We start from the raw sequence: 25,302 nt of genomic DNA, 5'->3' as shown, positions 1-25,302 counted from the left end.
GCCAGCTTGTTCACGTCGCCTTCGAAGAACTTGAGCGTGTCGTTGGCGCGCGAGGACCGGCTCGCCACATCGCGGGCCAGAATGGTGGCAGAGAGGTCGTTGGCGACTTCGGCCGCCAGAACGGGATCTTCCGCCTCGAAGGATACGGAAAATCCGAGTGCTTCCTGATTGCCGCCGAAAAACACCGGCTCGAGTGAAATGCGGGAACGCATGTCGTCGGCTATCGCGGATGGCGATGGTCGGGCTTCCGCAGGATAGATTCCATGCCTGTTGGCCAGCGCCAGCAAGGACTCGCGGGTCTGAAGCTCCTGCTGGAGCTTCTGGAACCTCGCCAGCGTGTCTCCTGATCCGGTCGACCTCGCGAGCTCGGTGGGTATCTGCGCCGACTCCACGAGAATCGTACTGCTCGCGCGATACACCGGCGGCAATACCTTTGCAACGAAGACGGAAATCCCGGTTATCGAGCCCGCGACGATCACAAACAGCGGCAGCCGGCGCATGAAGACGTACAAGTAGAACCGAATATCGGCGCTGTTCATGGAACTTCCCAGGCCCCCTCCGGCCATGTGAAATGGGCGGTCGTCGTCGAGATCACTCCCCCAGAATGAAGTGTCAGCTCAGCATGTTAGGACAATAGCTAACTTGGGCTAGTTGGGCCGGGCCGCCCCCGTGATCTAATCCTCGGCACCTCATCAGGTGGAAAGACAGACATGTCTCCGGCATGGCCAAACACGCATTCAGTGCCCGCTTCCATCCCATTGCGCCCGCCTCAGACGACATCCGGTCGGTGGTGGCCGGGCGGGGGGCTGAAGTCTCCGCGACCCTGGTTGCTGGCAGCGTGCCTTGGGGTATTTGCGTGCGGTGTACCCGCCTGGGCCTACGACCTTTCGCCGCAAACCAAGGTGCGGCTGACGGTCATTCAATGGATGCCCCTGAAGGGACTCTACGAGCGGCTGGACGCATTAAGCGGCGAGCTGATCGTTTCAGACGATGGCACGATCCCCGTGCCGGTGATTGGTGCCGTGCCTGCACAGGGCAAGACTACTGAGCAGGTGGCCACAGACGTCGCCAACCAACTCAGGACCAGGCTTGGACTGGTGGATCTGCCCAGCACCAGCCTCGAGGTTGTGGAGTATCCCCCTCTCTACGTCGTCGGTGCGGTGACCACGCCCGGTGCCTTTCCGTTTCGTCCGCGGATGACCGTTCTGCAGGGATATGCCCTTGCCGGCGGGACGCCGCGCGACAGTGCGGACACGCCGGCCGACCGCCTGCGGCTCGTCTCCGAGTTGCAGTCGGTCGAGAGCGGCCTGGTGCGTACAAGGGCGCGCATCGCGCGAATTGAGGGAGAAATGGCGGGGGCCAAGACGATAGATTTCCCCCCCGAAGTCACAGATGCCGCCGACGCCACATTGGCGAAGGAGGTCGTTACCCAGGAGACGGCGATTTTCATCGCCCGGTCCAACGAACTGGTGCGGCAGGCGGTCGCCTTGAAGGAACTCGCCTCGCTTCTCAACACGGAGATCAACACCCTGCATGCGCGGATCAGCGAGGTAGACATGTCGATCGCGTCGTCCGAGAAGGAATTGGCTGGTGTGCGGTCGCTCGTGGAAAGCGGTATCGCTACTGTCTCTCGGCAGTCCACGCTCGAGCAAGCGGTTGCAAACCGGCGCTTCGATCGTGTCACCCAGCAGACGGCCATCCTTCGAGCCCAGCAGGCGCTCAACGAGGCAATGCGGGAGGCAGCTCGGCTCCAGGATGTGCGAAGCACGGAGAACGCCCAGAATTTGCAGACCCAGCAAGCCCAGCTGGAACAGTTCCTCCGGCAGCAGAAAATGCAGCAAAGGCTGCTGCTGGAAATGGACAGTTCCCCCTCGGCGATGCCCGGTGCGCTGGAGCCGAGCTATACTATCGTCCGGACGATCCAATCCGGAGTTGTCCAGCTGGCAGCGGACGAGACGACCGAGCTGCAGCCCGGAGATGTGCTAAAGGTATCGGCACCCTCCGGATCGGGCGGTGCATCGGGAGCCGCCAAACTCGCGGAGTAGCCGGGCGCGCACACGGCGCCGAAGTTCCAGGCTGAATTGTCAGCAGCCGGTTCCGCGACACACGACAAACGCCGTTCGCCATACGATCCAGGCGTCCGTGCGAAGCGACATCGTCTCCGCGTAGAGGTAATCGAACCTGGCGCGCTCGGCGAAGGCGCACGCGTTGCGATCGGTAACTTGCCATAGCCCGGTTATGCCCGGACGCAGCCCGCCATAGGGGATGCCCGGATAGAGCGGGCGCTGGGCGGGGAACATCGGGCGGGGACCGATGAGGCTCATGTCGCCCGTCAGGACATTGAAGAGCTGCGGCAGCTCGTCGAGCGAGTACTTGCGCAGGATGCGCCCGACCGGCGTGACGCGAGGATCGCGACGCAGCTTTTGTGTCAGGTCCCACTCGGCCTTCGCCATGGGGTTCTGGTCCAGGTACCGGGCCAGCGCCAGTTCGGCATCCGGAACCATGGTCCGGAATTTCCAGAACCGGAATGTCCTGCCTCCCCTGCCAAGTCGCTCCTGGCTGTAGAAGACACGGCTGCCACCGATGCGAATCGCCGTGACGAGGACAATCAGCAGCGGGAAGGCCAGCAGAATAAGGAGCGCTGCACCGACCACATCGATGACGCGCTTGGCGGCAGGATAGATATCGAACCGGGAACGTGAGCGCCCCTTGGCGCCTGGGCGAGGTAGGCTGTGTCCCGCAGGACTGAGATATCCCTCGTCTGACAACATTTGATCTTCCTTCTGCCCGAGTGAACGAAGATTTTCGCAGCACTGTTCAACAACGACGCTGTATGTCGATTGGGCGAAGAAGTTGAACGGAAGGCGAGCCATGATACTTGCATGTAACGGATGGCGGGACATCCCAGCCATAGGAGCTATCGGCTCGCGAGCAATTGACGAGGTAGGGTGCGGAGGAGTGGCTTTTTGAAATCACGTCCGGGTGCACCTCATCCTTGAGGACGCACCTCCCGTGACCCAGCCAGGAGGCAGCGATGCAATACTCGACGGGAGCGGGATGAAGGAGCCGAAGCCGGAGGGCTATCGCGATATACTGCGCTCCACCGCGCTGATCGGTGCCTCCACGATCGTGGTCACCCTGTTCGCGCTGATCCGCATGAAGGCCCTTGCCGTGTTGCTTGGACCGGCGGGGATCGGTCTCATGGCCCTGTTCTCATCGGTCGCCGATCTGGCGACCTCCGCCGCCGGCATGGGCGTCCAGCAGTCGGGGGTCAGGCAGATCGCACAGGCCACAGGTACGGGCGAGCAGGGGAAGATCGCGACGACCATTGCCGTTTTGAAGCGGACCTCGCTCGTGCTGGGGCTCGCCGGCGGAGCGGGATTGGCCCTCCTCTGCGTGCCTGCCTCGCAGCTCACCTTCGGCACCGCTGACTATGCCCTCGCCATCGCACTTCTGGGGCTGGTCGTGTTCCTGCGACTTCTCGCCGGCGCCCAGACGGCGCTGATCCAAGGCTCCCGTCGCATCGGTCACCTGGCGATGCTCAGCATTTTCAGTGCTGCCGCGAGCGTGCTTGTCACTGTGCCCGTCGTCTTCTTCTGGGGCGAGGCGGCGATCGTTCCGTCACTCATACTCACGGCGCTCGCGGCGAGCCTCGTGGCCTGGTGGTACGGGCGCAGGATCCATCCTCCCGCAGTGGCCCTCTCGCGCTCCAGCTTGCGGGCCGAAACCGGCGAACTGCTGCGGCTAGGGGTTGCATTCATGGTCAGCGGGTTCCTGACCATGGGTGCCGCCTACGCCATTCGCATTGTCGTGCTGCACGACAGCGGCGTACTTGCCGCGGGATTGTACCAGGCGGCCTGGGCCGTAGCGGGGCTCTATGTCGGCTTCGTGCTGCAGGCGATGGGCGCGGATTTCTACCCGCGGCTCACCGGCGTTGCCGACGACAATGTCGCGGTGGCGCGCCTGGTCAATGAACAGACCGAAATCAGCCTGCTGCTGGCCGGCCCCGGCGTCATCGCCACCATCACGCTTGCCCCGCTGGCGATCGCCAGCTTCTATTCAAGCGAGTTCGCCGGCGCCGAAAGCCTGCTGCGCTGGCTTTGCCTCGGCATGATGCTGCGGGTGGTCGCGTGGCCGATGGGCTTCATCATCGTCGCCAAGGGCTGGCAGAAGATGTTCATCGTCCTCGAGATCGCCGCAGCTGTGGTTCACGTCGGGCTTGCAGCGCTGCTCGTTCCCTTGATTGGGCTGGACGGCGCGGGCGTCGCGTTCGCCTCTCTCTATTTCTATCACAGCCTGCTGGTCTACCTGATCGTCCGCCGGCGCTGCGGCTTCCGCCTGTCGCCCGCCAACCGGCTGTTGCTCCTGGTCTTCGGCCCGGCGACAGCAATCGCCTTCGGCAGCTTCCTTTGTCTCCCCTTCTGGTGGGCAACCGGCATTGGTCTCGTCGTGAGCGGCGCTACCGGCGTGTTTTCGCTGTCGACCCTTGGGCGTCTCATACCGACCGGTCGATTGCCCCAGAAGTTGCAGTCCTGGTACCAGGTACTGCTCAGCCGAAGGGGGGCTTAGGGCCGATGGCGCGATACTCGGTCCTGATCAGAACTTACAACTCTGCGGCCACGCTTGCAGAGACGTTACGCTCGCTCAGCGCACAGGTCGTCCCGCCGAGCCAGTTCATATTCGTCGATTCCGGCTCTACGGACGATTGCCTGGCGCTCGCTCCCGAAGGAGCGATCATTCACCGCTACGTGGGCAAGGAGTTCAACTACTCATCCGCTCTCAACCAGGGGATCGCATATATCGACTGCGATTTCTGCCTGGTCATCAGTTCCCATACGTCGATGCAGCACGCCGAAGCCATGGCATACGCTCTCGACACTCTGGCAGCCGACCCCACGGTTGGTGCGGCCTACTTCTGTGGCGAAGTCGCGCCGGCGCCGACCCATCGACTGATCGACAGGAAGAACTTCAGCGGATTCAATGGTATGTGGAACACATGTGGCGTCTATCGAACGACCCTGCTGCACAGGCGCCCGTTCCGTCCAGAGGTTCCGATAGCGGAGGATCAGGAGTGGTCGCGCTGGCTCCTCGAGGAAGAGGGGATGAAGATCGCCCGGATCTCGGGTGGCGGAATGAAATACGACAACCCCCGGGGGCTCCCGCTTCGGAAGTGGCTGAGGGAGCATCTCTCGGTGGCAACCTTTGCCAAGGCCGAGGCCAAGAGCTGGAAGATGATCGCCCGGGTCGCCTACCGCGTGATCAAGCCGAGCGCGAGCCTTCGCGACAGATACTTCAACTTCGTGTTGTTCTTCAACCTGATCGCCTGCCGCATCCGGAACCCACGGTTCAAGTCCAGGTACTGGTGAGTCAATCGAGCCTGGGCGTCGCGGGCCACTCCAGCCCCCGCCAGCGCCAGTAGCGCCACCGCAGGCGGCCGGCAATGCTCTCCCGCACCCTCGCCAACGCCAGCGCGGGCGAAAACGATCGGGCATTCAGACGTCTCCTGAGTGCTCGCCACTTTGCCTCCGGCACCGTGCCGCGATCCAGCGCCGCTGCGAACTCCTGGCAGGCGCTGATTCCGTTCTCAGTCAACGCGCCGCTAGCGACGGCTCTTTGCGCCTGATGGAAAGCAACCACGGCGATGCTGCGGCGCGCAGTCCTGAGCAGCCGCTCTGCCTCTGGCAGGTCGGAGGACGCCAACACGGAGTCGAACGCATCGAGCTGCGCCTTGAGGTCGAGGAGCAGGCCGGAGTGGACCGTACGCTGCATGCTGGCCCCATGGATCCGGTAGAAGGCCTGATCGACCCCATTTATCCGGCCGATGTCCGAGACGGCCGCCGCGCGCATCCACATTTCCATGTCGCCCGTATGCGGCAGGCGCGGGTTGTAGTACCCGATGCGGTGTTGGACGCTGGTGCGCATGACGACTTCCGGACAGTAGATGAAGTTGCTGCCCGCCCGACACATTCTCTCCAGCCAGTCCACCCCGCGCCAGACCGTCCAGGTCCGCCGGCCCGAACGCGTCGGCGGCGGCGCCCCGTCGCCCCGGAAGACCACCGGGTGGCCATAAACGAGGCCTACAGACGGGCGTGCATCCATGAGCGTCGCAGCCCGCTCCAGTGCCCCGGGGGCAAGCAGATCGTCGGCGGAAAGCAGCACGACATAGTCTGATCGCGTCGTGGCAAGACCCTCGTTGTAGGTCGCGATATGCCCCTGGTTCGTCTCGTGATGAATGACCTCGATGCGCCCATCGGCCGCCGCGAGGCGATCAGCGACACTACGGGAGTCGTCGGTTGAAGCGTCGTTCAGGATCAGTACGCTGACCTCCACTCCGGGCTGGGAGAGCACGCTTCCGACGCAGGCGGGCAGATATCGGGCGTAGTTGTAGCAAGGGACGATGACGCGAACGGATGCCATGCCTCGGGTCTTCCTGTCTCAACTCGCCAACGACTGGCGGAGGATCTTGTCGACCTGCCGCCCCGCGTCGTCCCAGCCTGCGGTGCGAACGCTGTCCGCAGCAGCTCGGGACAACGCGTCGAAGTCGGGCTCGTCGACAACCGCCTCGAGCGCACCGGCCAGCGCGTGCGGGGAGTGCGCCGCGTAGCGCACGAAGGGATTGTCGAGCACGATCCGATTGTGTTCGGCATCGTTGACCACCGGGATGCAGCCGGTCGCAAGCATTTCGTGGGGAACCAGGGAGACGTTCGTCAACGACAGGGTGAGACCGGCGCGACACCGATTGTATATCGAGTTGAGCTCTTTCGGCGAAACCAGGCCATGATCGATGAAATCGAACGGCAGCCGGCCGATCTTGCTGCCGTACAGATGGACTTCGATATCGGGCCGTCGCTGCTTGAGCAGTTCCAGCGTCATGATGCCGAGTTCGAAGCCGCGCCGGGGAGCCCCCGGGCGCGCGTAGAAGGCCACCCCGTTGCGCGCCGAACTCCCCTCGAGCCGGTACTGGCTTGTATCGCAGCCGAAATCGAAATGGCCCGCTTCCATGCCGTAGTCCCGGGCCAGCTTCTGCGCCAGCCAGCGCCCCGCGGTGACCGCGTGCAGCCGCATGCGATACGTGTTCTCCGAGAGGATGCTATCCGTGCACGTGGCGTAGAACGCCGGCTCGAAGTCCTGCACGAAATAGAACTTCCTGCCCAGGGTCCGCGCGCTGTAGACCGGATAGGCAGTCGGCCAGCTGGTCGCCATCACCACATGGGCATCGCGCATGCCATCATCGATGTTGCTGACCATGCCCTCGAACCCGAAATAGTCTCCCACGATCGAGGCGTAGTACTGATGATCCCCCAGGTACGGATCATAGAAGTACACCCGGTTGGAGAAGCCGTTGGCCTCGAGGTGCCGCAGGATCCGGAAGATCGTGGTATGTCCCCCGGACCCCGCCGATGGGGGCAACATGACCCAGTTCACCAGCACCGGCGCGGCGACGGCATAGGGGAGCGCCGGAACCACGGTGCAATCGCTGAGGTCAGCGGCCAGCACGTCCGCCGGTCGCACCTGCGGGATACTGCTGGCAGGCCTGATCCTTTCCGAGATCGCGTGCCGGGCGCGCTCGGCCAGCCATCCAGGTCCCTCGCTGCGCAGGGCCGTACGCAGCTGTCGCATGCGTCGTCCGATCTGGATCTGCGCCCGCAGCATCAGCGCCTCCACCCTATGCCGAACCAGGTCCTGTGAGGACCATCTGCTTGATCTTGCGCACCGCACGACCTGGGTTCGCCGCGAGATCGATTGCTCGCTTGCTGGCGTCGCGCCAATCCCCGTACCGGTTGATGGGCAGGGCCAACAGCTCCGGCCAGGAGCGCGAGATCGCTTCCCTGAAGATTGCGCCGCTGCGCCGCAGCTCTGGCGGCACCGAGAGCATCGCTGTGAAGTTGGCGCGGGAAATCATCGGATGCAGTTCGGTGCGCACCGGGTTGGCATAGGCATCGGCGAACGCCCAGCTGCTCATCCTGAGCTCGAGATAGGCGAGATCGAGCTTCAATAGGGTGTCGAAATGCGCGATTGGTTCCAGCCAACGCTCGACCGCCGCAATCACCTGCGGGTGTCGCGGCAGCTTCAACCGATCGACAATGCCACGCGCATCGATCGGCGTGTCGGCATCGGCCTTGAGCCACAGGAACCCGCGCCCGACCTCGCCGCCGAGGCCGCCGACGAAATAGCGGCCTCGCAGCGGCTCGACGCTGGGATGCATCGTCATGTTGGCGCCCGTGATGCAGTGGCCGGCGCGAATCTGCCACGCCTCGGCCTGCTCGGGGGTAGCGCCCCGATAGGGCAGCACATCGTGACGAAGGCCGAAACGGTGTGCGAGCTCGCGAGCACTAACCACGTCCAGTTTCGCCGCTGGCGCCGCGACGGTGACGAAGGAGACGCGGTCGATGAGAGAACGGGTCGCCGCAAGGACGAAGCGCGAGTCGATCCCCGCGGTAAGAGCGATGGAGACTTCCTTCGCGTCGGCGAGGGTCGCAACCGTCTTGCCGACGCGATCCAGCACGCCGGCGAAGACAGTTGCCGGATCGGTGGCTGGTTGAATCGGCTCCGTCGGCCAGTGCCGGTGTGCCGTCCAATCATCGAGATCGAGACAGTGATTACAGATTAGCCGCCTGATGCCCACGTGAGCGGTAATGTCGGCCGTAAACCACCCGGACTGCCCGACGCCAAGAGCGCCATGCATGTCAGTCTGCAGTCTTTGCCAATATTCGCCTTCGTCGAGCAGGGTCATCGCCGTTGATCCGGCACGCCCGGTCTCCGGATCGTACACGACCGACAAACTGCCATCCGCATCGAGGTAGATCCGACGGCACCCGGCAATGTCGACAATGAAGACGAAGCTGCCCGTCAGCGGGTAGATGCAGCGCTCAACCACTTCGTTGATGTCGGCAAACGTCGCGAAGCCATCGAACTGGACGCCGCCCGAGAGCACGCCGCCATCTATGTCAATGACCGTGCCCACCAGCAGGCCAATCGTCTGCCCGGTCCGATCGATAACCGAGGTGACCGGCACGTCGCCATAGGTGTCGATCCCGACGGATGTCAGCGAATGACGCGTTGCACCCGCCGCGGGTCCCTGTTCGAGGGCCGACACGACAAACTGCCCATCTCTGCTGGGCCAGACGGAAGGCATGCTCCACCCTCGTTGATGATCTGCTCGCAAGCCAAAGGGGTCAGGCGTAAACCTCGATGCCGCGTGACAGCTGCTTGTCGAAATACGCGATGGTCTTTGCCAGGCCCTGCTCGAGCCCGATCATCGGCTCCCATCCGAGCAGCGCCCGGGCCCGCGTGATGTCCGGCTTGCGCTGCGTCGGATCGTTCTCGGGCAGCGGCCGGCTGACCAGGTGAGAGCGCGAACCCGTCATCTCGACAATCTTGGTCGCCAGTGACAGCACCGTCACCTCGGTGGGATTGCCCAGGTTGATGGGACCTGTCACATCGTCGGGGGAATCCATCAGCTTGAGGAAGCCGTCCATCAAGTCGTCGACGTAGCAGAAGCTGCGGGTCTGGTTCCCCTCGCCGTAGATCGTGATCGGCTCACCCAGCAGCGCCTGGACGACGAAGTTGGAGACCACGCGGCCGTCATTTGCGTGCATCCCCGGCCCATAGGTGTTGAAGATGCGCGCTACCTTGATGCGCAAATGGTGCTGGCGGTAGTAGTCAAAGAACAGCGTCTCGGCGCATCGCTTGCCTTCGTCATAGCAGGAGCGCGGCCCGATGGGGTTGACGTTGCCCCAGTAGCCCTCGTTCTGCGGGTGCTGGCTCGGCTCGCCGTATATCTCCGACGTCGATGCCTGGAAGATCTTGGCATGGGTGCGCTTGGCGAGGCCCAGCATGTTGATGGCGCCGTGGACACTGGTCTTCGTGGTCTGCACCGGGTCGGCCTGGTAGTGAACCGGCGATGCAGGACAGGCGAGATTGTAGATCTCGTCGACCTCGGCATAGAGCGGGAATGTCACGTCGTGCCGGATCATCTCGAAATTGGGACGATCGAGCAGATGGGCAATGTTGGCGCGGCGGCCCGTATAGTAGTTGTCGATGCAAAGCACCTCGTGTCCAGCATCCACCAGATGGCCGCAGAGATGGGTGCCGAGAAATCCTGCGCCGCCGGTCACGAGTATGCGCTTCGCCATGCCATCCACCCTGAAATTGTTGTCCAAACCGCAGTTCACGAGACCTAGCAGAAGCAAAGCACTGCTCGAACCGACCGAAGGAGCTATGGTCTGGCAGGGCTAGTCCTACCTACTCTTCTTGCGTCGATGGCCAGCAGCCGCTGCGCGCAGGACGGCGGAATTGGGATGGGACCTTCGAGCGCTTCGATGGGGCGAGCAGGGAGCCGCCGGCTCCAGCAGCGTGCGTCGACCGACACTGTGTCCTCCGAGCTGCGGCGCTGGCCGGCACTCCCGGTCACGCTCCTGATCGTCGGGCTGCTCATCCCCTGGGTCATTTCTTTCGGCACGCTTGCGATGTCGGTCTACCGCCTGGTGCTGCTCGCGCTGACGTTTCCCTGCCTCGTCTTCTGGCTGTCCGGGAAAGCCGGCAAGATCAGGCTGACCGACGTTCTGCTGTTGCTGTTTTGCGGGTGGTGCACGATTGCCATTGCCGTCGTCCACGGCCCGGAGTCCTCCGTCGAACCCGGCGGCATTTTCTTCCTCGAGACATTCGGCGCCTATCTCGTGGCGCGTATCTACATCCGGACCGCCGACCAGTTCCTCGCCACGGCGAGACTGTTGTTCGTGGTGGTAGCGGTCGTGCTTCCTTTCGCCCTCTTCGAGACGGTGACCGGGCAAAAGCTGATCCTCGAGTTGTTCCGCTTGGTGCTGCCGACCATCGCGGGTACCATCACCGAGCTCCGATGGAGCCTGACCCGCGTCCAGGGACCGTTCGAGCATCCGATCCTGTTCGGGGTCTTCTGCAGCACCATGCTTGCCCTGACCCACCTCGTGCTGGGCCGGAACGCCTCGCCTGCACAGCGCTGGGCCATGACCGCCACCGTCGCCCTCACGGGGACGCTATCGTTTTCCTCAGGTCCACTGGTCGCGCTCATTGCACAAGTCCTTCTGCTGACCTGGAACGGGTTGCTCGAAACGGTGCGGTCGCGATGGCGGATACTCTGGGCCTTGGCGACCGTCGCTTACCTTGTGGTCGAACTGGGGTCGAACCAATCAGTGCCGCAATACCTTACGCACTTCGCCTTCGATCCGTGGACGGCATACTATCGGCTGCTGATATTCGACTATGGGTGGGCGTCGGTGCTGGCCAATCCCCTCTTCGGTACGGGGTTCAATGACTGGGTGCACCCTTCATGGATGTCGTCGAGCATCGACATGTTCTGGCTGGTACCCGCCATCCGACACGGACTTCCAGCCGCCATCCTGTTTGTGCTCGCGTTCCTGTCGGCCACCATCGGTGTCGGATTGAAACCTCTCCAGGACCACAGACTGATCGCCTATCGGACCGCATATCTCATCACCATGGGTGCCTTCTTCATCGCGGGTTGGGCAGTCCATTTCTGGATGGCAACCTACGTGCTGTTCATGTTCCTCCTGGGAAGCGGGATGTGGCTGGTCGACGCCGAGGCCGAGGCAGTTCCGGGAAGTGCGGCTGTTCGGCGCTCGAGTATGGGGTGGCGGCAGCGTGCCCCGCGGGCCCGTCGGACGGGGCGCACGCCTGCGACCGCCCGGTCAGCCCTGTCCGCCCGTCGCCGGAAATAGGGCGATGCGAATTCTCCTCATTGCACCTAACTGCGACGGCGAGGATGTCGGGGAAGCCTGGTTCGCCTTCCAGTGGGCGTCGCGCCTTGCGTTGCGGCACGAGGTCACGCTGCTGACCTACCACAAGCGCAACCGGACGCCGGCGAGGCAGCAGCTGAACGGCCTGCGGGTCATCGAGTGGAAGGAGCCTCCGCTCGTCGGTCGCGCCGAGCGATTGAACAGCATGCTGGCGCCCGGGTACCTGCCGTTCTATTGGCGGGCCCGATCCTGGATACGCAGCGCGCTCCGGAGGGGCGAATGCTTCGACATCATCCATCAGCCGGTACCCGAGGCGATGCGATACCCGTGCCCCGCCATGGGTTTCAACATCCCGGTGATCATTGGGCCGGTCGGCGGAGGACTACGGTCTCCGCCTGCCTTCGCGGCGGAAGAGGCTGCCGACCCGTGGTTCGTCCGGCTCCGCGGCCTTGATCTGTTCCGGCTTCGCCATGATCCCCTCCTGCGCAGAACCTATGAAGGGGCAGCCTGCGTTCTGGGGATCGGTTCTTACGTCGAAGAAAGCCTCAGGTATTTGCGCATCCGGCGCTTCGAAACCATGGCCGACGTCGCCATTGAACATGTGCCGCTCGCGGTGGATCGGACGGGGCGGACGGGACCGGTGCGCGCCTTGTTCGTCGGCCGGCTGGTGCGCACCAAGGGCGTCCGCGAAGCTGTTCGCGCTGTCGCGATGTGCAAGGATCTGCAGCTCACGTTGGATATTGTCGGAGACGGGCCGGATCGCGCCTATTGCGTGGCACTGGCCGACGAGCTGGGCGTCACCGATCGCGTCCAGTTCCACGGTCGAAAGCCGCGAGAGGCGATCGAGGAATTCTACCGGGCTGCGGATGTCTTCGTCTTTCCGAGCTACCGCGAGCCAGGGGGGAGTGTCGTGCTCGAGGCGATGGCTCACGGCCTGCCACTGATCGTCTGCGATCGCGGTGGGCCCAGTGCGACGGTCAGTGATGCATGCGGATACAAGCTATCCGTCACCACGCCCGAAGCGCTCTCGAGGGATGTTGCCGCGGCGCTGCGGCGATTGGCGACGGACAAGGCATCTCGCCTGAATACGGGCCGAGCGGCCTACGAGCATCTGAAGAAGACGGCCCTGTGGGATCAGAAGATCGATCGGGCAAGCGCCCTCTATGCAGAGCTCGCGTCCCTCAAGCCATCTGCCTGACCCGCATTGCGACGGAGCGGCGAATTTGGCGAAGCAGCGGCATGCGCCCGGCCAGGATACGATCGATTTCGGTCGGTGACATGTCCCTTCGCAGCGAACGTCGCGGCTGCAGGAACGCACCTGCCCGCGCGCTTCCCCCGTCACTGCTATAGGCGGTGCGGTAGCCGGCGATCTTGATGGCCCGCAATACCGAGGAGTTGTAGCGGCCGAACGGAATGGCGAAGCTTCCCACCGGGTTGGCGCACACATCTTCGAGGACTTCCCTCGAGCGCACCAGGTCGTTGAGCAGTTGCTCCGGCGCGATGGTGGTGAGGTCGTTGTGATCGACGCCGTGACTGCCTATCCGCATGCCTTGCGTCTCAAGGGTTGCGACATCGGCACGGGACAGTGAACCCGGCCGGTCGAGCCGGCCGGTCAGGACGAAGAATGAGGCGGCAAGGCCTCGCTGCTGAAGTTCGGGCAGGGCAATGTCGAGGTCCGAGACGTTGCCGTCGTCAAAGGTTATTGCGAGCCGGGAGCGGTACCGGTGCCCGGCGATGCGATCCAGCACAGCGCAGAATTGGTCGCGGCTCAGCCAGAACGGCGCCTCGCCAACTTCGAGGTCGCGCTGCGGTGCACCGATGCCGTGGAAATTGACGATCCGGATATCCACGCTGGCCTCCGGCTACGATTTGGCTTGCAGCATGTAGTCGCGTGCCGGACGAAGCGGCGAGACCGCGACCCGCAACACGGCGCGGTGTGTCCGGCTGCGCCACGCCCGCAGCAGCCCGAAGGCGATCAGGGCGCCACGGAACAAGGCCGTGGCGAGCGGGCCATGATACCGGGCATAGTATCGAATCTGATTGCTCGTCATCACGGAGGTGAGTGCGGGACTTTGCATGTAGTCGCCACCGATGTGAGTAACATGCGAGTCCGGCGCGTACATGACGTAAAGTCCGGAACTGCGGACGCGGCGCTGGTACTCGACCTCTTCGCTATAAAGAAAGAAGCTCTCGTCCCACGCGCCCACCCGCTCACGGGCCCGCGCGGTGACCAGCAGGACGGCCCCCGTTGCCCAGTCGACCGCGTGTGCCCGAACGTAGGTCTTCCGGTTTGCAATCATGTCTCCGACCCCCAGGCGCCCCGCCAGCGATGGGCCCAGAAAAGCCTGGATCCAGGTGGTGGCGAGGGTAGGCTCCCGGCGCAGCGAACTGGCGATCGAGCCATCGACATTGAGGATCATGGGTGCTGCGACACCCACCCATTCATTCGCGGCGCAGTCCATGAGCTTCCTTGCTGCACCGGGGCAAAGACGGATGTCCGGATTGAGGATCAGCATGTCGGCCCCTGCCGGCAGCCCCACAGCAGCCAGATTGATGCCGGCGGCGTAGCCACCGTTGCGGCCGCTGCGAATGACCTGCACCCCGAGCGGATGCGCTTCGGCCAACGCGGCCGAGTCGTCGCGAGAGTCGTTGTCGACGACGATGACGGCAAAAGGCCCCGCGCCGGCGAGCCCCGCCTCGAGCGAATCGAGCAGACCCGGCAGTACGTCGGCGCTGTTATAGGTCACAATGACGACGGCCAATGGCGCCGCCACGGCGGCGGGTCCCGCCGGTCGATCTCCCAACGTCCCGCCTGCCACCGCAGTCATGACCGGTTCCAGTGCGTCGCCGCCTGGGAGCCTCCGGCGCCGAGGCCGACCGCCAGCATCTTCCAGCCGCGATAGAGCCGGATGCGGATGACTCCCACAAAGGCGAGGCACCGCGCCCTGAGCCCGCTGAGGCGATCCGATGCGGCGATGCGCGGCACTTCGGCCACCGGCGAGATGCTCACGGCAAGTGCACGCAGCATCCATCGCGGCCACCACAACGACTGCGCCTTGACCTCGCGCAGGTCGTGCGAAATGTGGCGGTCCCATTTGTCGGCGAGCTCTGCGAAGCTGCGGCGGGCCGGATGGTAGACGATCATCTGCGGCTCGTACTGCACGCGGTAGCCCATGCGGCTGGCGCGCTGTCCCCACTCGGTATCCTCGGCAATGCTGATGCCAAGGAAGTCGCCGACCGTGTGGAATACCGAAGTCCGCACCGCGAGGTTGCCGCCGCCGGTGAAGCCCTTTTCTTCGATGTACTGTTTCATCCGGAAGGCAAAGACGCTTTCGTACGCCTCGAGCCAGGTCGGATGCTCCGGATCGTCGTGGAGGATGCGGACGTCTCCGCCCAGCACCGTCACACCGGGCGACCTGGCGAACCGCCTTTCGATCGTCGCGAGCCAGGCGGGATAGGCGACACAGTCGGCGTCGATGAAGCAGAGGATGTCGCCGCTCGCGGCCGCGACGCCCATGTTGCGCGCAGGCCCAGGCCCGGGGACCGGCTGGTGCAGCAGGGTGACATTAGTGAACCTTTTGCAGATCTCTGTCGGCATCGTCTTCGAGCCGTTGTCGACGACGATGATCTCGACCGGCGCCTTCACCCCTTCCTGACGCGCAAATGCGGACAGCCCCCGCTCCAGCGCAGCGGGCTGGTTGAGGTGAGGAATGATGACACTGATCATGGTCTCGCCCCCATGCCGGCAAAGATGGCGTCGAACGCGGCGAGATAGCGCGTCGCCTCGGCGGACCAGAGGAAGTCGCGGCCGGCGATCACCTTGCCCGTCTCCGACATCTGGTGCCGCCGTCCCGGGTCGTCGGCGAGCGCGAGGATGCCGTCCGCAAGGGCCGAGGGGCTGTGGCCGACGACAAGCGCGGCCTCGCCCGCCTCCCGGCGAGCCTGGCGCAGGTCGAACTGCACGAACGGGATGCCGAGCATCATGTATTCGAAGACCTTGTTCATCGAGAGCTTGTCGTTGAAGCCGTTGGGGGGATCGGGAATGACGCCGATATCGAGCGCCGACAGATGCGCCATCAGCCTGGGCCCAGTCAGATATCCAGTGAACTGGAGCGAGTTGTCGAGCTTCAGCCGCGTTGCGAGGCTCTTCAGCCTTTCGAACTCCGGCCCGTCGCCAATCAGCACGCCGTAGATGTCGTCGCGCCCGCGGCCATGCACGATCTCGTCCATGGCCCTGATCAGCGTCTCGACGCCGTCCTGTGCACCCATGATGCCGATATAGCCTACGAGGCATTTGCCCAAGCGCTTGAGCGCTGCCTCGGGCGGGTGGCGCCTGGTCTTGGCGGCATCGGGATAGCTCTTCACCACGAAGACCTTCTGGGGATGCATCCGGCCCCGCTCGACCGCGATGTCGCGGAAAGTCTCGTTGGTGGCGATGCTGACATCGGCCAGGCGGAAGGTCTGCCGCTCCAATAGGCTGAGGATCGAGAACAGGATGTCCTTGCGCCCGAAGCGGCTCAGGTAGAGTTCCGGGCTCAGATCATGATGATCGAAGATGAAGCGCGTGCCGAAGACCAGGCGGTGGAACAGCGCGATCAGGAACATCAGGTCCGGCGGATTGCACGCCTGGATGACATCGATGCGCTGACGGTGGTGCACGCGGAGCGAGAGGCGCAACTGGTGGGTGAGCGCGGTCAGGTACTCGGCCGGATAGCCGCGTGCCGAGGTCGCCTCCACCAGGCTGTGGCGATAGATGTGGATGTCCTCGAGCACCTCGTAGGTGCCATCGTATCCCTTGCCCTTGGGACAGATTACCGAGACGGCGTAGCCGCCCTCGCGCAGCGCCCGTGCCTCCTGCCACACGCGCCGGTCGAATGGCACCGGCAGGTTTTCCACCAGGATCAAGACATGGCGAACAGTGGTAATTTCGGCCTCCATCCCGCAGCATCGCAGCCATTAAGGCCCGCAGGACCGGACTGAACCATAGACCGTTGGATATATTTATAGCTTACATCATCTCGGACATATATGCAGACTGATCTTCGGCTGCATTATTTAATATCTTCGATATGTGAGCTGTCGTTGTTGTTACTATTCCGCTGCCGTCTGATGACTATTTGCGCTGCCTTCGTTATTGCTGTATCACTTGTGGCCAGGGACGCTGGGCCCGGGCTTGAGTGAAGGCGAACCATGCCAGTGCGCGATTTGGCCACTACCGGCGATGCAGCCGTTGCCGGGGCGGAGTTCTGCATCATCGGCGCCGGGATGGCCGGTCTTTTCATCGCCAGAAGGCTGGCAATGGCGGGGCATCGGGTCGTCGTCGTGGAAAGCGGCAAGGCCGGCTTCGATGACGAGACGCATGAACTCAACAGGATTGTCGACGTCCACGGCTTCTATACCCGGGCGTTGAACGGCCGCTATCGCGGGCTCGGAGGTTCTTCCTCCCGCTGGGGAGGGCGCATCATCCCCCTGCATGAGCACGATACGCAGCCGCGCGACTATCTCGGACTCGACGGCTGGCCGTTCGGCTTCGCCGAGCTCGAGGCATACACTAAAGAGATCGAGGATGTTTTCGGCCTGCCGCACGGCCCGTACGGTGCACCGGCGCTCGAGCAGATCCATCTCGACGATGTATTCAATCCCGACGATCCGGACTTTTCCGGCCGGCTGGCGAAATGGATCAGTTTCCGGCAGTGCAACCTCGCCAATGTCTGGGGGCGCCAGCTGAATACCCTCCCCGGCCTCGACATCTGGCTCGACGCTACCGTAAGGGACTTCACCCTCGACAGCGCGCGGGGGAGGCTCGTTGCAGTCGAGGCGGCGAACTTCAACGGCAACAGCCTCCGCGTCGAGGCGCAGCATTTCATCATCGCCGCCGGGACCATCGAAACCACCCGGCTGCTGCTCTGGCTGGATGCACAATCCAGCAATCATGCATTTGCCGGCACCAATGCCTTGGGTCGTTACTTCCAGGACCATCTCAAATCCGAGGTCGCGACCATCTCCCGTGCCGACCAGGCATTGAGCAACCGTCTTTTCGGCTACCACTTCGTCGACGGCACGCGCCGCAGCCTGCACCTCGACCTGACAGCCGCCGCGCAGGAAGAGGACGGCTCCACCAGCGCCTTCGTCTATGCGGCGATGGACCTGTCGAAGAGCCGGCTCGAGCGGATAAAGACCGTCGCTAGAGGCCTGCAGTCACGCCAGACCAAGCTGGGCGACCTCGCCGGCCTTGTCGGCGAAGCACCTCTCGTCGTGCGCTTCGCCTGGTGGCGATATGTCCGGCGGCAGGTATTCATGCCCGCCGACGCCGGCCTGGCGCTGCAGATCGCCATCGAGCAGCGGCCCAACTGGGACAACTTCATCAGCCTCGCCGGCGAACGCGACCGGCTCGGTATTCCCAAGGCCGAGGTGCACTGGCAGCCCTCGGACGACGACGAGAAGACGTTCCGCTCCACCGCCGCCCGGCTCGAGAATTACTGGACGCGCACCGGGCTCGACGGACAATGCCCATTGACCTGGGTGGTCGGCGAAACCTCGGACTCGCGCCGCTTCGTCGATCACGCCGAGCCCTATGCCCATCCATCCGGCAGCACCCGCATGGGGACCGATCCCGCCACCTCGATCGTCGGGCCGGAGCTCACCTGCCACGCCATTCCGAACCTCAGCGTCGCCAGTGCCTCGACCTTCCTGACGGCGGGAAGCGCCAACCCAACCTTTACCATCCTCAAGCTCGCATTGCGGCTGGCGGACAGCCTCATGGGGCGCAAGGCGATGCCCGTGGCTCGTCTCGGTGAGGAATTGGTTCAGGCGGGCTCGACCGATATCGCCGCTGCGATCGCCACGCCGATCGCAGCGGCGACGCGGACGACGTCCTCCTCACCCATCTGAGCGTAGAGGGGCAGCATCATGGCGTGGTCCTGCGCGATCTCGGAGTTGCGCAACCGCGTGCCGATGCGGGCGGTCCCCGGCGCGACGTAGGTCGGCTCGCGATGGGCGTTCATCACACCGCGGCGGGTCGAGATTCCGGCATCGAGCAACTCCTGCATCAGCGTGCGCTGGTCCAGCCGGTGCGGCAGCATCACGCAGTAGCTCTGCCAGTTGCTGCGGGTCCATGACGGCTCCACCGGCAGGCCGAGATCCGGGATGCCCCCCAGATACTCGCGGTAGAGGGTCGCAATGCGCCGACGCGCCGCAACGATGTCGTCCAGCCGCTTGAGTTGCTCGCGCCCGACTGCCGCCTGAATGTCCGTCATCCGGTAGTTGTAGCCGAGCGAGAAATAGCTCTCGAAGATCACCGAACGCGCACCGTGGCGCACCGTGTCGGGAACGCTCATGCCATGTTGCCGCCAGAGGCGGAACATCTGGTCGTACTCGGCGCTGGCCGTGGTCAGCATCCCGCCGTCGCCGGTGGTGATCACCTTGCGCGGGTGGAACGAGAAGCAGGCGATATCGCCGATCGGCGCGCCGATGCGACGGAATCGGCCCTGGTAGAGGATCTCGCTGCCGGTGGCGCAGGCCGCATCCTCGATGACGGGAACGCCGCGCCGTCGGGCGATCTCCATGATCGAAGCCATGTCGCAGGGCATGCCGAGCTGGTGAACGCAAAGGATGGCGCGAGTACGCTGGCTGATCGCCGCTTCAATCAGCAACGGATCGATGTTGTACCCGTCAGGTTCGATGTCGACGAAGACGGGCGTCGCCCCGCAATAGCGGACCGCATTGGCCGTCGCGATGAAGCTGTGGCTGACGGTGATGACCTCGTCGCCTGCCCCCACGCCAACGGCGAGAAGAGCCAGGTGGAGCGCCGTCGTGCAGTTCGATACGGCGCAGGCATGCGGGGTGTCGACATAGGCGGCGAATTCCTTCTCGAAGGCCGCAACCTCAGGGCCCTGGGTCACCCAGCCCGAGCGGATGACGCGACCCGCGGCCTCCGCCTCGGGATCGCCGAGCAAGGGCTTGGCGACAGGGATGGTCTCGTGCTGGCTCACGCTACCTTGCCTTTCTCGGCCACCTGCTCCGCGCGCCACCAGGCGACGAGATCACGCAGCCCGTCCTCCATCGAGATCTGCGCAGCAAACCCGAGCCTCTCCCGCGCCTTCGTCGTGTCGGCCAGCCGTCGCGGCACGGGGTTGACCTTGCGGGCCGGTGCGAATTCCGGCTCGATGTCGGCGCCCATCGCGCGCGCCAGTCCGCGCGCCAGGTCGGCGAGGCTGGTCTCCTCCCCTGAGGCGACATTGAACACCTCGTCCGTCACCGCGCTTTTCGCTGCGAGCATGTTTGCCCACGCGATGTCCTGCACGTGCACGAAGTCCATGGTCTGCGTGCCGTCCCCGAAAATCACCGGCGCCTGCCCGGCGGCGATGCGCTCCATCCAGCGGATCAGCACCTCGGTATAAGCGCCGAACACATCCATCCGTGGGCCGTAGACATTGAAATAGCGTAGCGTGACGTAGCGCAGCCCGTACATCTCGGCGAAGCTGCGCAGCAGGCCCTCGTTGAAGGTCTTGGCAGCGCCGTAGATGGTCCGGTTGTTGTAGGGGTGGTGCTGCTCCGTGGTGGGAAAACTCTCGGCCATGCCGAGGACCGATGCCGAGGAAGCGGCCACGACCTTTTCGACTCCGGCCTTGGCGGCCGCCTCGATGACGTTGAAAGTGCCGGTCGCGAGGACGTCCAGCGCCAGCCGCGGGTCCTCTGCACACTGGGTGATGCGTATCGCCGCCTGGTGGAAGACGACGTCGATCCCCTCCATCACCTCGGCGAGCAGCGGGACATCGCGGATGTCGCCCTGGATGATGGTGATCGGGTGGCGCGCCAGTGCCTCACCGAGATTCTGCATCCGGCCACGGACGAAATTGTCGAGAATGACGATCTCGCGCGGCTGCTCGAGCGCCACCAGGTCGGCGATGTGGGAACCGATGAGTCCTGCGCCACCGGTGATGAGCACCCGCTGGTCACGCATGGACCATCCCCCGGCTTTGCAATGCGTCGATCTCTTCGCTGCTGCGCCAGCGCAGCAGCCGCGCCGGCACGCCGGCGACCACCGAGAACGGCGCGACGTCTGCCGTGACGACGGCCCCTGCCCCCACGATTGCGCCCTTTCCGATCGTCACGCCCGGCAGGATCACTGCATTGGTCCCGATATCGGCCCAGTCGCCGATCCGGACGGGCTTGATGACCAGGTCGGTCTGGATGATGGGCAGGTCCACCGGGATGCCGACATGCTCCGACCCCAGGATCCTGGCGCCGGGTCCCCAGCCGACATACTCGCCGATGACGAGGTCGCGCGCATCGAGAAAGGCTTGCGGTCCGATCCAGCTGTTGCGGCCGATCCTGCATGTGCCGTCGAAGCGACCCTGTATGTTGGCCTGCGCGCCGATGAACACGCCGTCCTCGATCTCGAAGGTCTCGAGATGCCTGAACGCGACACCGCTGCCAACCCGCAGGCCGGAGCCGCAGTGCCGGGCGCCGGCGCGGAATATGGCGCGACGCATCAGGGCGTCGACAATGCCCTCGCCATTGACGAAGCGCCCGTAGAGTTCGACGAGACCGCCACCCGGATAGCCCTCGCGCAAGGCTTCCGCGAGGCCCGCTTCGAAGCCGGCATCCGCTGCGCCGGGGCGCTTGCTGTGCACCGCCTCGACCCGGCGTCCGCCGATACCGGGATCACTGGACATAGACGTCTCGCTTGATGGCCTTGGCCACGGCCTCGATCTGCCAGCTCTCGAGTTCGGGATAGATCGGCAGCGACAGCACCTCGCGCGAGGCGCGTTCCGCCTCCGGGAAGTCGCCGCGGCCGTAGCCGAGATCGGCATAGGCGCGCTGCAGGTGGACGGGGATCGGGTAGTGCAGCCCGGTCTGCACGTCGTTCTCGGCGAGGGCGCGGCGAAGCACCTCGCGGTCGGGAGTGCGGATGGCATAGACGTGCCAGACGTGCCGGCGGTCCTCGAGCTCGGTGGGCAGTCCGATCGAGTTCATTCCGCCGAGCAGCTTGGCGTACCGGCGCGCGTGGACCCGCCGCTGCTCGGTCCAGTCCTCGAGATGCGCGAGCTTCACCGTCAGCACCGCGCCCTGGATCGCATCCATGCGGTAGTTGAAGCCCTTGGCGACATGGTGGTAGCGCTCCTGCTGGCCCCAGTCGCGCAGGCGTCGCGCGGAATTGGCAAGGTTCTCGTCATCGGTGACCAGCATGCCGCCTTCGCCGCAGGCCCCCAGATTCTTGCCCGGATAGAAGCTGAAGCAACCGGCGAGCCCCATGCTGCCGGCGCGATGCCCCCGGTACTCGGCGCCATGCGCCTGGCAGGCATCCTCGATGACGACGAGGCCGTGTTTATCGGCGATGGCGAGGATCGGGTCCATGTCGGCCATCTGGCCGTAGAGATGGACTGGAATAATGGCCTTGGTCGCCGGCGTGATCGCCGCCTCGATGAGCGCCGGATCAAGCGTCATGCTGTCCGCTTCGATATCGACGAGGACCGGCCTGGCGCCGGCGTAGAGGATCGCCGCGATCGTCGCGACGAAGGTGAAGGGCGTCGTGATCACCTCGTCGCCCGGCCCGATCCCGGCGGACAGCAGCGAGAGGTGGAGCGCGCTGGTTCCGGTATTCACCGCTACGCCGAAGCGCGTGCCACAATAGTCGGCGAACTCACGCTCGAAGCTTTCGACGTGCTGACCAAGTATGTAGTGGCCGGAGCGCAGGACCCCGATAACAGCGTTCTCGATATCGTCGCCGATCGAGCGGTATTGGGCACGGAGGTCAAGCAGCGGGATCACGCCATCACCTTTTCACTCTGGAGTTCAATGACGGCACCGCGCTGGTTGACCGATTGCGTGGCCGCTTCGAGTATCCGCACTACCCGCAGGCCCGCCCTGCCGTCGGCCGTGGGAACCAGCCCGGTCTCGATGCAGGAAACAAACTCCTTCAACTCGCGCGTCAGGGCCTCGGTGGTATCGAGCTGGGGCGCGGTCATGTCGCCGGTGCGGTAGCCCACCAGCATCTGGCGGATGTTCTCGCCGTGGCGGGCCGGAGAGCCGGTGAGGGTGATACCCTTGTCATAGATCTTGACCTTCTCGCTGGGCTCGAGGTCGTCATAGACGATCATCCTCTCGCTGCCGCTGATCAGGGTGCGCCGCACCTTCACCGGCGCGAGCCAGTTCACGTGCACATGGGCGATGAGCCGGCTGGGGAAATAGAGCGTGAGGTAGGCGATGTTCTCCGGCTCGCCCGGAACGTGGCTCATGCCCGTGGCGGCAACGGCCACGGGACGCTCGGGCAGGAGGTAGTCCATGATCGCCAGGTCGTGGACCGCCAGGTCCCAGATGACGCTGACATCATGCTGGAAGAGGCCCAGGTTGATGCGCACCGAATCGTAGTAGTAGAGCTGGCCCAGCGAGTTGCCGACGAGTTCGCGCATCTTTCTAACCGCGCCCGTGTGGATGAACGTGTGGTCCACTGCGAGCACGAGACCCCGCCGCTCCGCTTCCTCCACCAGCCGCTCCGCGTCGCGGGCATTGGCAGCGATCGGCTTTTCGACGAACACGTGCTTGCCGGCCCGGAGCGCCTTCATCGCCATCGTGAAATGCGTTGCAACCGGCGTGGCGATGCAGACGGCATCCACCTTCGGATCGCGCAGCAGTTCCTCGTAGTCCTCGGTGATCTGCACGGCAGGATAGCGGCTCCGCATACCCGCCAGACGCTCGGTCCTCAGGTCACACACCCAGCGCAGTTGCGCGGTCGGTATCTCGATCAGGTTGCGGACGAGGTTGGGGCCCCAATAGCCGTAGCCGACAACGCCGATGCCAATCATGCCCTGCCCCTTGCCTGTGTAATTTCAGTGCGTTCCGGTTTGGTGTTCCCGACGATGCGGGCCGGCACGCCGGCGACCACGGCATCGTCCGGCACGTCGCGCGTGACGACCGATCCGGCTCCGACGAGCGCCCGTTCGCCGATGGTGACGCCGGGAAGAATGGTGGCGTTGCTGCCGATCGACGCGCCGCGCTTGACCAGGGTGCGTTCGAGCGACCAATCCGCACCAGTCTTGAGTTTGCCGCTTTCGGTGACGGCTCGCGGATAGCGGTCGTTCGTGAACATCACGCCGTGCCCGAGGAAGACGCCATCCTCGATGCTCACCCCCTCGCAGATGAAGCAGTGGCTCGAAACCTTGCAGCGTTCGCCGACCACCGCGCCCTTCTGGATCTCGACGAAGCTGCCGATGCGCGTTCCCGAGCCGATGGAGCAATCATAGAGGTTGATCAACTCCGGGTGGTGCAGCACGACACCCTCACCCATGGCGACGCGAGAGATCATCGGTTCAGTCCTCCGGACATGCCCAGCCGCCATCGGTGCAGCGAAAACTGCCCACCCCGGCAGCGTCGCGAGGCAAGCCAGCCATGACTTGCTCGACTGCATGACCTTAGGCGAGACAACAATGATTGTTGTTAGCCCGGATGGCCTAGCCTTTCTGGGCGATGGCTATTGAATTGGGCCAGACGAATTCTATGGCAGGGACAATCTTTACTGGTGAGCGTGCGATGAACCCTTTAACTCTCGAAGCGGTCAAGGACATCCTGACCGAGACGCTCGGCCTGGGCGACCGCCGTACGGCGCTGGCGGCAGGAACGCCTCTGTATGGCAGCATGCCGGAACTGGACTCTCTCGCCGTAGTGCAACTGGCCATGGCGATCGAGAAGGAGTTCGACATTCTCATCGACGACGAGGATTTCGGCAGCGAACTGTTCGAAACCGTCGGCTCGCTCGCCCTCTATGTCGACCAGCGCATGCAGCCGGCCTCGGCGCCCGTGCTGGCGGCCGAGTAGCGGACGGACACGGCAGATGCTCGGGGGCAACACCGTTTCGCGCAGCCAGTCCATTGCCCTGAAGCCGATCCGGCGCAGCGACGCGCAGCGTGTCGGACTGTTCCTCAACCAGCACCTCAACGCGCACATCAGTGCCGAGGCATGGGCGGACGCCATCACGCCGAAATGGCAGGTCGACGCGCCAAACCACGGCTACATGCTCACCGCCGCCGGCGTCATCGTGGGTGTCCAGCTGGCGTTCTATTCGGAGCGGCAGACCGAGGAGGGTCCGGTGCGGATCTGCAACCTCGCCGCGTTCTGCGTGCGCGAGGATCATCGCATGCAGAGCGTCAGGCTGCTCAAGGCGCTGCTCTCGCAGAAGGGCTATAGCTTCACCGACCTCTCGCCCAGCGGCAACGTCCGTCCACTGAACATACGGCTCGGCTTCCAGCAGCTCGATACCGCCACGGCGCTGGTGCCCAATGTTGCGTGGCCGCTGTGGCCGACAAGGACCAGGCTGATCGCCGATCTGGCAACGATCGCAACCACCCTCACCGGCGCCGACCTCCAGATCTACCACGACCATCTGGGCGCGCAGGCGGCGCATCATCTCGTGCTGGTGCGCGGCCAGCGGCACTGCCACGTGATCTTCCGCCGCGACCGCCGCAAGAACCTGCCGCTGTTCGCAACGATCCTGCATGTGAGCGATCCCGAGCTGTTCCACGAGGCCGGCGGGCTCGTCTTCCGCCATCTGCTGCTGCGCCAAGGCGTG

Annotated in this window: 23 protein-coding genes and 1 pseudogene; 8 read left to right on the top strand and 16 right to left on the bottom strand. The window is 64.3% G+C overall.

Translation table 11 applies throughout. From position 1 onward, the window contains the following. Positions 1 to 539: pseudogene (locus JWQ89_RS09560) on the bottom strand (lipopolysaccharide biosynthesis protein); the annotation flags it as partial. 171 nt (positions 540 to 710) lie between these two features. Between JWQ89_RS09560 and JWQ89_RS09555 the strand changes: the two are divergent. Next, entirely contained in the window at positions 711 to 2,045 is a 1,335-nt protein-coding gene (locus tag JWQ89_RS09555) for a polysaccharide biosynthesis/export family protein (protein ID WP_299640442.1), read from the top strand. A 39-nt stretch (positions 2,046 to 2,084) separates the two neighbouring features. On the opposite strand, the gene JWQ89_RS09550 is transcribed toward JWQ89_RS09555, so the two are convergent. Continuing rightward, positions 2,085 to 2,873, bottom strand: a complete 789-nt coding sequence (locus JWQ89_RS09550; protein ID WP_299640441.1) for a sugar transferase — start codon at positions 2,871 to 2,873, stop codon at positions 2,085 to 2,087. Between the two features lie 184 nt (positions 2,874 to 3,057). Between JWQ89_RS09550 and JWQ89_RS09545 the strand changes: the two genes are divergently transcribed. Then, positions 3,058 to 4,569, top strand: a complete 1,512-nt coding sequence (locus JWQ89_RS09545; RefSeq protein WP_299640439.1) for an O-antigen translocase — start codon at positions 3,058 to 3,060, stop codon at positions 4,567 to 4,569. 5 nt (positions 4,570 to 4,574) lie between these two features. Next, positions 4,575 to 5,366, top strand: a complete 792-nt coding sequence (locus tag JWQ89_RS09540) for a glycosyltransferase family A protein (protein WP_299640437.1) — start codon at positions 4,575 to 4,577, stop codon at positions 5,364 to 5,366. A 1-nt stretch (position 5,367) separates the two neighbouring features. Here the strand turns inward: JWQ89_RS09540 and JWQ89_RS09535 are convergent, their stop codons facing one another. The 4 genes from JWQ89_RS09535 to JWQ89_RS09520 all read right to left on the bottom strand — a co-directional run bounded on the left by JWQ89_RS09535 (position 5,368) and on the right by JWQ89_RS09520 (position 10,136). Beyond that, positions 5,368 to 6,417: a glycosyltransferase family 2 protein gene (locus JWQ89_RS09535; protein ID WP_299640435.1), complete on the bottom strand. Its 1,050-nt coding sequence runs from the start codon at positions 6,415 to 6,417 to the stop codon at positions 5,368 to 5,370. 18 nt (positions 6,418 to 6,435) lie between these two features. Further along, a complete protein-coding gene (locus JWQ89_RS09530) occupies positions 6,436 to 7,653 on the bottom strand; it encodes a glycosyltransferase family 1 protein (protein ID WP_299640433.1) in 1,218 nt (405 codons plus the stop codon). 13 nt (positions 7,654 to 7,666) lie between these two features. Next, positions 7,667 to 9,097, bottom strand: coding sequence for a hypothetical protein (locus tag JWQ89_RS09525; protein WP_299640431.1), 1,431 nt, complete (start codon positions 9,095 to 9,097; stop codon positions 7,667 to 7,669). Between the two features lie 79 nt (positions 9,098 to 9,176). Continuing rightward, positions 9,177 to 10,136 (bottom strand): UDP-glucuronic acid decarboxylase family protein, encoded by a 960-nt coding sequence (locus JWQ89_RS09520; protein WP_299640430.1) that lies wholly within the window; start codon positions 10,134 to 10,136, stop codon positions 9,177 to 9,179. 237 nt (positions 10,137 to 10,373) lie between these two features. Here JWQ89_RS09520 and JWQ89_RS09515 point away from each other — a divergent pair, with 237 nt between their 5' ends. Further along, on the top strand, positions 10,374 to 11,717 hold the full coding sequence (locus JWQ89_RS09515; RefSeq protein ID WP_299640428.1) for a hypothetical protein: 1,344 nt from the start codon (positions 10,374 to 10,376) through the stop codon (positions 11,715 to 11,717). A 4-nt stretch (positions 11,718 to 11,721) separates the two neighbouring features. Further along, positions 11,722 to 12,933, top strand: coding sequence for a glycosyltransferase (locus tag JWQ89_RS09510; RefSeq protein WP_299640426.1), 1,212 nt, complete (start codon positions 11,722 to 11,724; stop codon positions 12,931 to 12,933). Here the strand turns inward: JWQ89_RS09510 and JWQ89_RS09505 are convergent. The 4 genes from JWQ89_RS09505 to JWQ89_RS09490 form a co-directional block, all read right to left on the bottom strand. Continuing rightward, positions 12,917 to 13,585, bottom strand: coding sequence for a polysaccharide deacetylase family protein (locus JWQ89_RS09505; RefSeq protein WP_299640424.1), 669 nt, complete (start codon positions 13,583 to 13,585; stop codon positions 12,917 to 12,919). The two genes, JWQ89_RS09510 and JWQ89_RS09505, sit on opposite strands and share 17 nt — an antisense overlap. Before the next feature lie 12 nt (positions 13,586 to 13,597). Next, on the bottom strand, positions 13,598 to 14,497 hold the full coding sequence (locus tag JWQ89_RS09500; RefSeq protein ID WP_299640422.1) for a glycosyltransferase family 2 protein: 900 nt from the start codon (positions 14,495 to 14,497) through the stop codon (positions 13,598 to 13,600). A 62-nt stretch (positions 14,498 to 14,559) separates the two neighbouring features. Then, complete coding sequence (locus JWQ89_RS09495) at positions 14,560 to 15,462, bottom strand: glycosyltransferase (RefSeq protein ID WP_299640420.1); 903 nt, start codon at positions 15,460 to 15,462, stop codon at positions 14,560 to 14,562. Beyond that, complete coding sequence (locus tag JWQ89_RS09490) at positions 15,459 to 16,673, bottom strand: glycosyltransferase family 4 protein (RefSeq protein ID WP_299640419.1); 1,215 nt, start codon at positions 16,671 to 16,673, stop codon at positions 15,459 to 15,461. The genes JWQ89_RS09495 and JWQ89_RS09490 overlap by 4 nt, the downstream gene beginning before the upstream one ends. Before the next feature lie 252 nt (positions 16,674 to 16,925). On the opposite strand from JWQ89_RS09490, the gene JWQ89_RS09485 reads away from it, so the two are divergent. Next, positions 16,926 to 18,626, top strand: a complete 1,701-nt coding sequence (locus JWQ89_RS09485; protein WP_299640417.1) for a GMC family oxidoreductase — start codon at positions 16,926 to 16,928, stop codon at positions 18,624 to 18,626. Here JWQ89_RS09485 and JWQ89_RS09480 read toward each other — a convergent pair. From JWQ89_RS09480 to JWQ89_RS09455, 6 genes are read right to left on the bottom strand one after another with little or no spacing between them, the layout of a single operon-like run. Then, positions 18,542 to 19,726, bottom strand: coding sequence for a DegT/DnrJ/EryC1/StrS family aminotransferase (locus JWQ89_RS09480; protein WP_299640415.1), 1,185 nt, complete (start codon positions 19,724 to 19,726; stop codon positions 18,542 to 18,544). The two genes, JWQ89_RS09485 and JWQ89_RS09480, sit on opposite strands and share 85 nt — an antisense overlap. Then, positions 19,723 to 20,697 carry an NAD-dependent epimerase/dehydratase family protein gene (locus tag JWQ89_RS09475; protein ID WP_299640413.1) on the bottom strand — a complete coding sequence of 325 codons (975 nt, stop codon included), beginning with the start codon at positions 20,695 to 20,697 and terminating at the stop codon, positions 19,723 to 19,725. The genes JWQ89_RS09480 and JWQ89_RS09475 overlap by 4 nt, the downstream gene beginning before the upstream one ends. Then, a complete protein-coding gene (locus JWQ89_RS09470) occupies positions 20,690 to 21,412 on the bottom strand; it encodes an acyltransferase (RefSeq protein WP_299640412.1) in 723 nt (240 codons plus the stop codon). Before JWQ89_RS09470 ends, JWQ89_RS09475 begins: the two co-directional genes overlap by 8 nt. After that, positions 21,402 to 22,508, bottom strand: a complete 1,107-nt coding sequence (locus JWQ89_RS09465; RefSeq protein ID WP_299640410.1) for a DegT/DnrJ/EryC1/StrS family aminotransferase — start codon at positions 22,506 to 22,508, stop codon at positions 21,402 to 21,404. The genes JWQ89_RS09470 and JWQ89_RS09465 overlap by 11 nt, the downstream gene beginning before the upstream one ends. Next, on the bottom strand, positions 22,505 to 23,542 hold the full coding sequence (locus tag JWQ89_RS09460) for a Gfo/Idh/MocA family oxidoreductase (protein WP_299640408.1): 1,038 nt from the start codon (positions 23,540 to 23,542) through the stop codon (positions 22,505 to 22,507). The genes JWQ89_RS09465 and JWQ89_RS09460 overlap by 4 nt, the downstream gene beginning before the upstream one ends. Next, positions 23,539 to 24,042, bottom strand: a complete 504-nt coding sequence (locus JWQ89_RS09455) for an acyltransferase (protein WP_299640406.1) — start codon at positions 24,040 to 24,042, stop codon at positions 23,539 to 23,541. Before JWQ89_RS09455 ends, JWQ89_RS09460 begins: the two co-directional genes overlap by 4 nt. Positions 24,043 to 24,266: 224 nt before the next feature. Between JWQ89_RS09455 and JWQ89_RS09450 the strand changes: the two genes are divergently transcribed. Together JWQ89_RS09450 and JWQ89_RS09445 are read left to right on the top strand one after the other, a co-directional pair. Further along, a complete protein-coding gene (locus JWQ89_RS09450) occupies positions 24,267 to 24,551 on the top strand; it encodes an acyl carrier protein (protein ID WP_299640404.1) in 285 nt (94 codons plus the stop codon). Positions 24,552 to 24,567: 16 nt separating this feature from the next. Further along, positions 24,568 to 25,302, top strand: a 735-nt coding sequence (locus JWQ89_RS09445) for a hypothetical protein (protein ID WP_299640402.1), incomplete at its 3' end; no start/stop codon positions are given.

The sequence above is a fragment of the Devosia sp. genome (assembly GCF_028290645.1).
Taxonomy (GTDB): domain Bacteria; phylum Pseudomonadota; class Alphaproteobacteria; order Rhizobiales; family Devosiaceae; genus Devosia_A.
The sequence above is the reverse complement of the archived record's forward strand: the minus strand, read 5'-3'. Positions and strand labels throughout refer to the sequence as shown.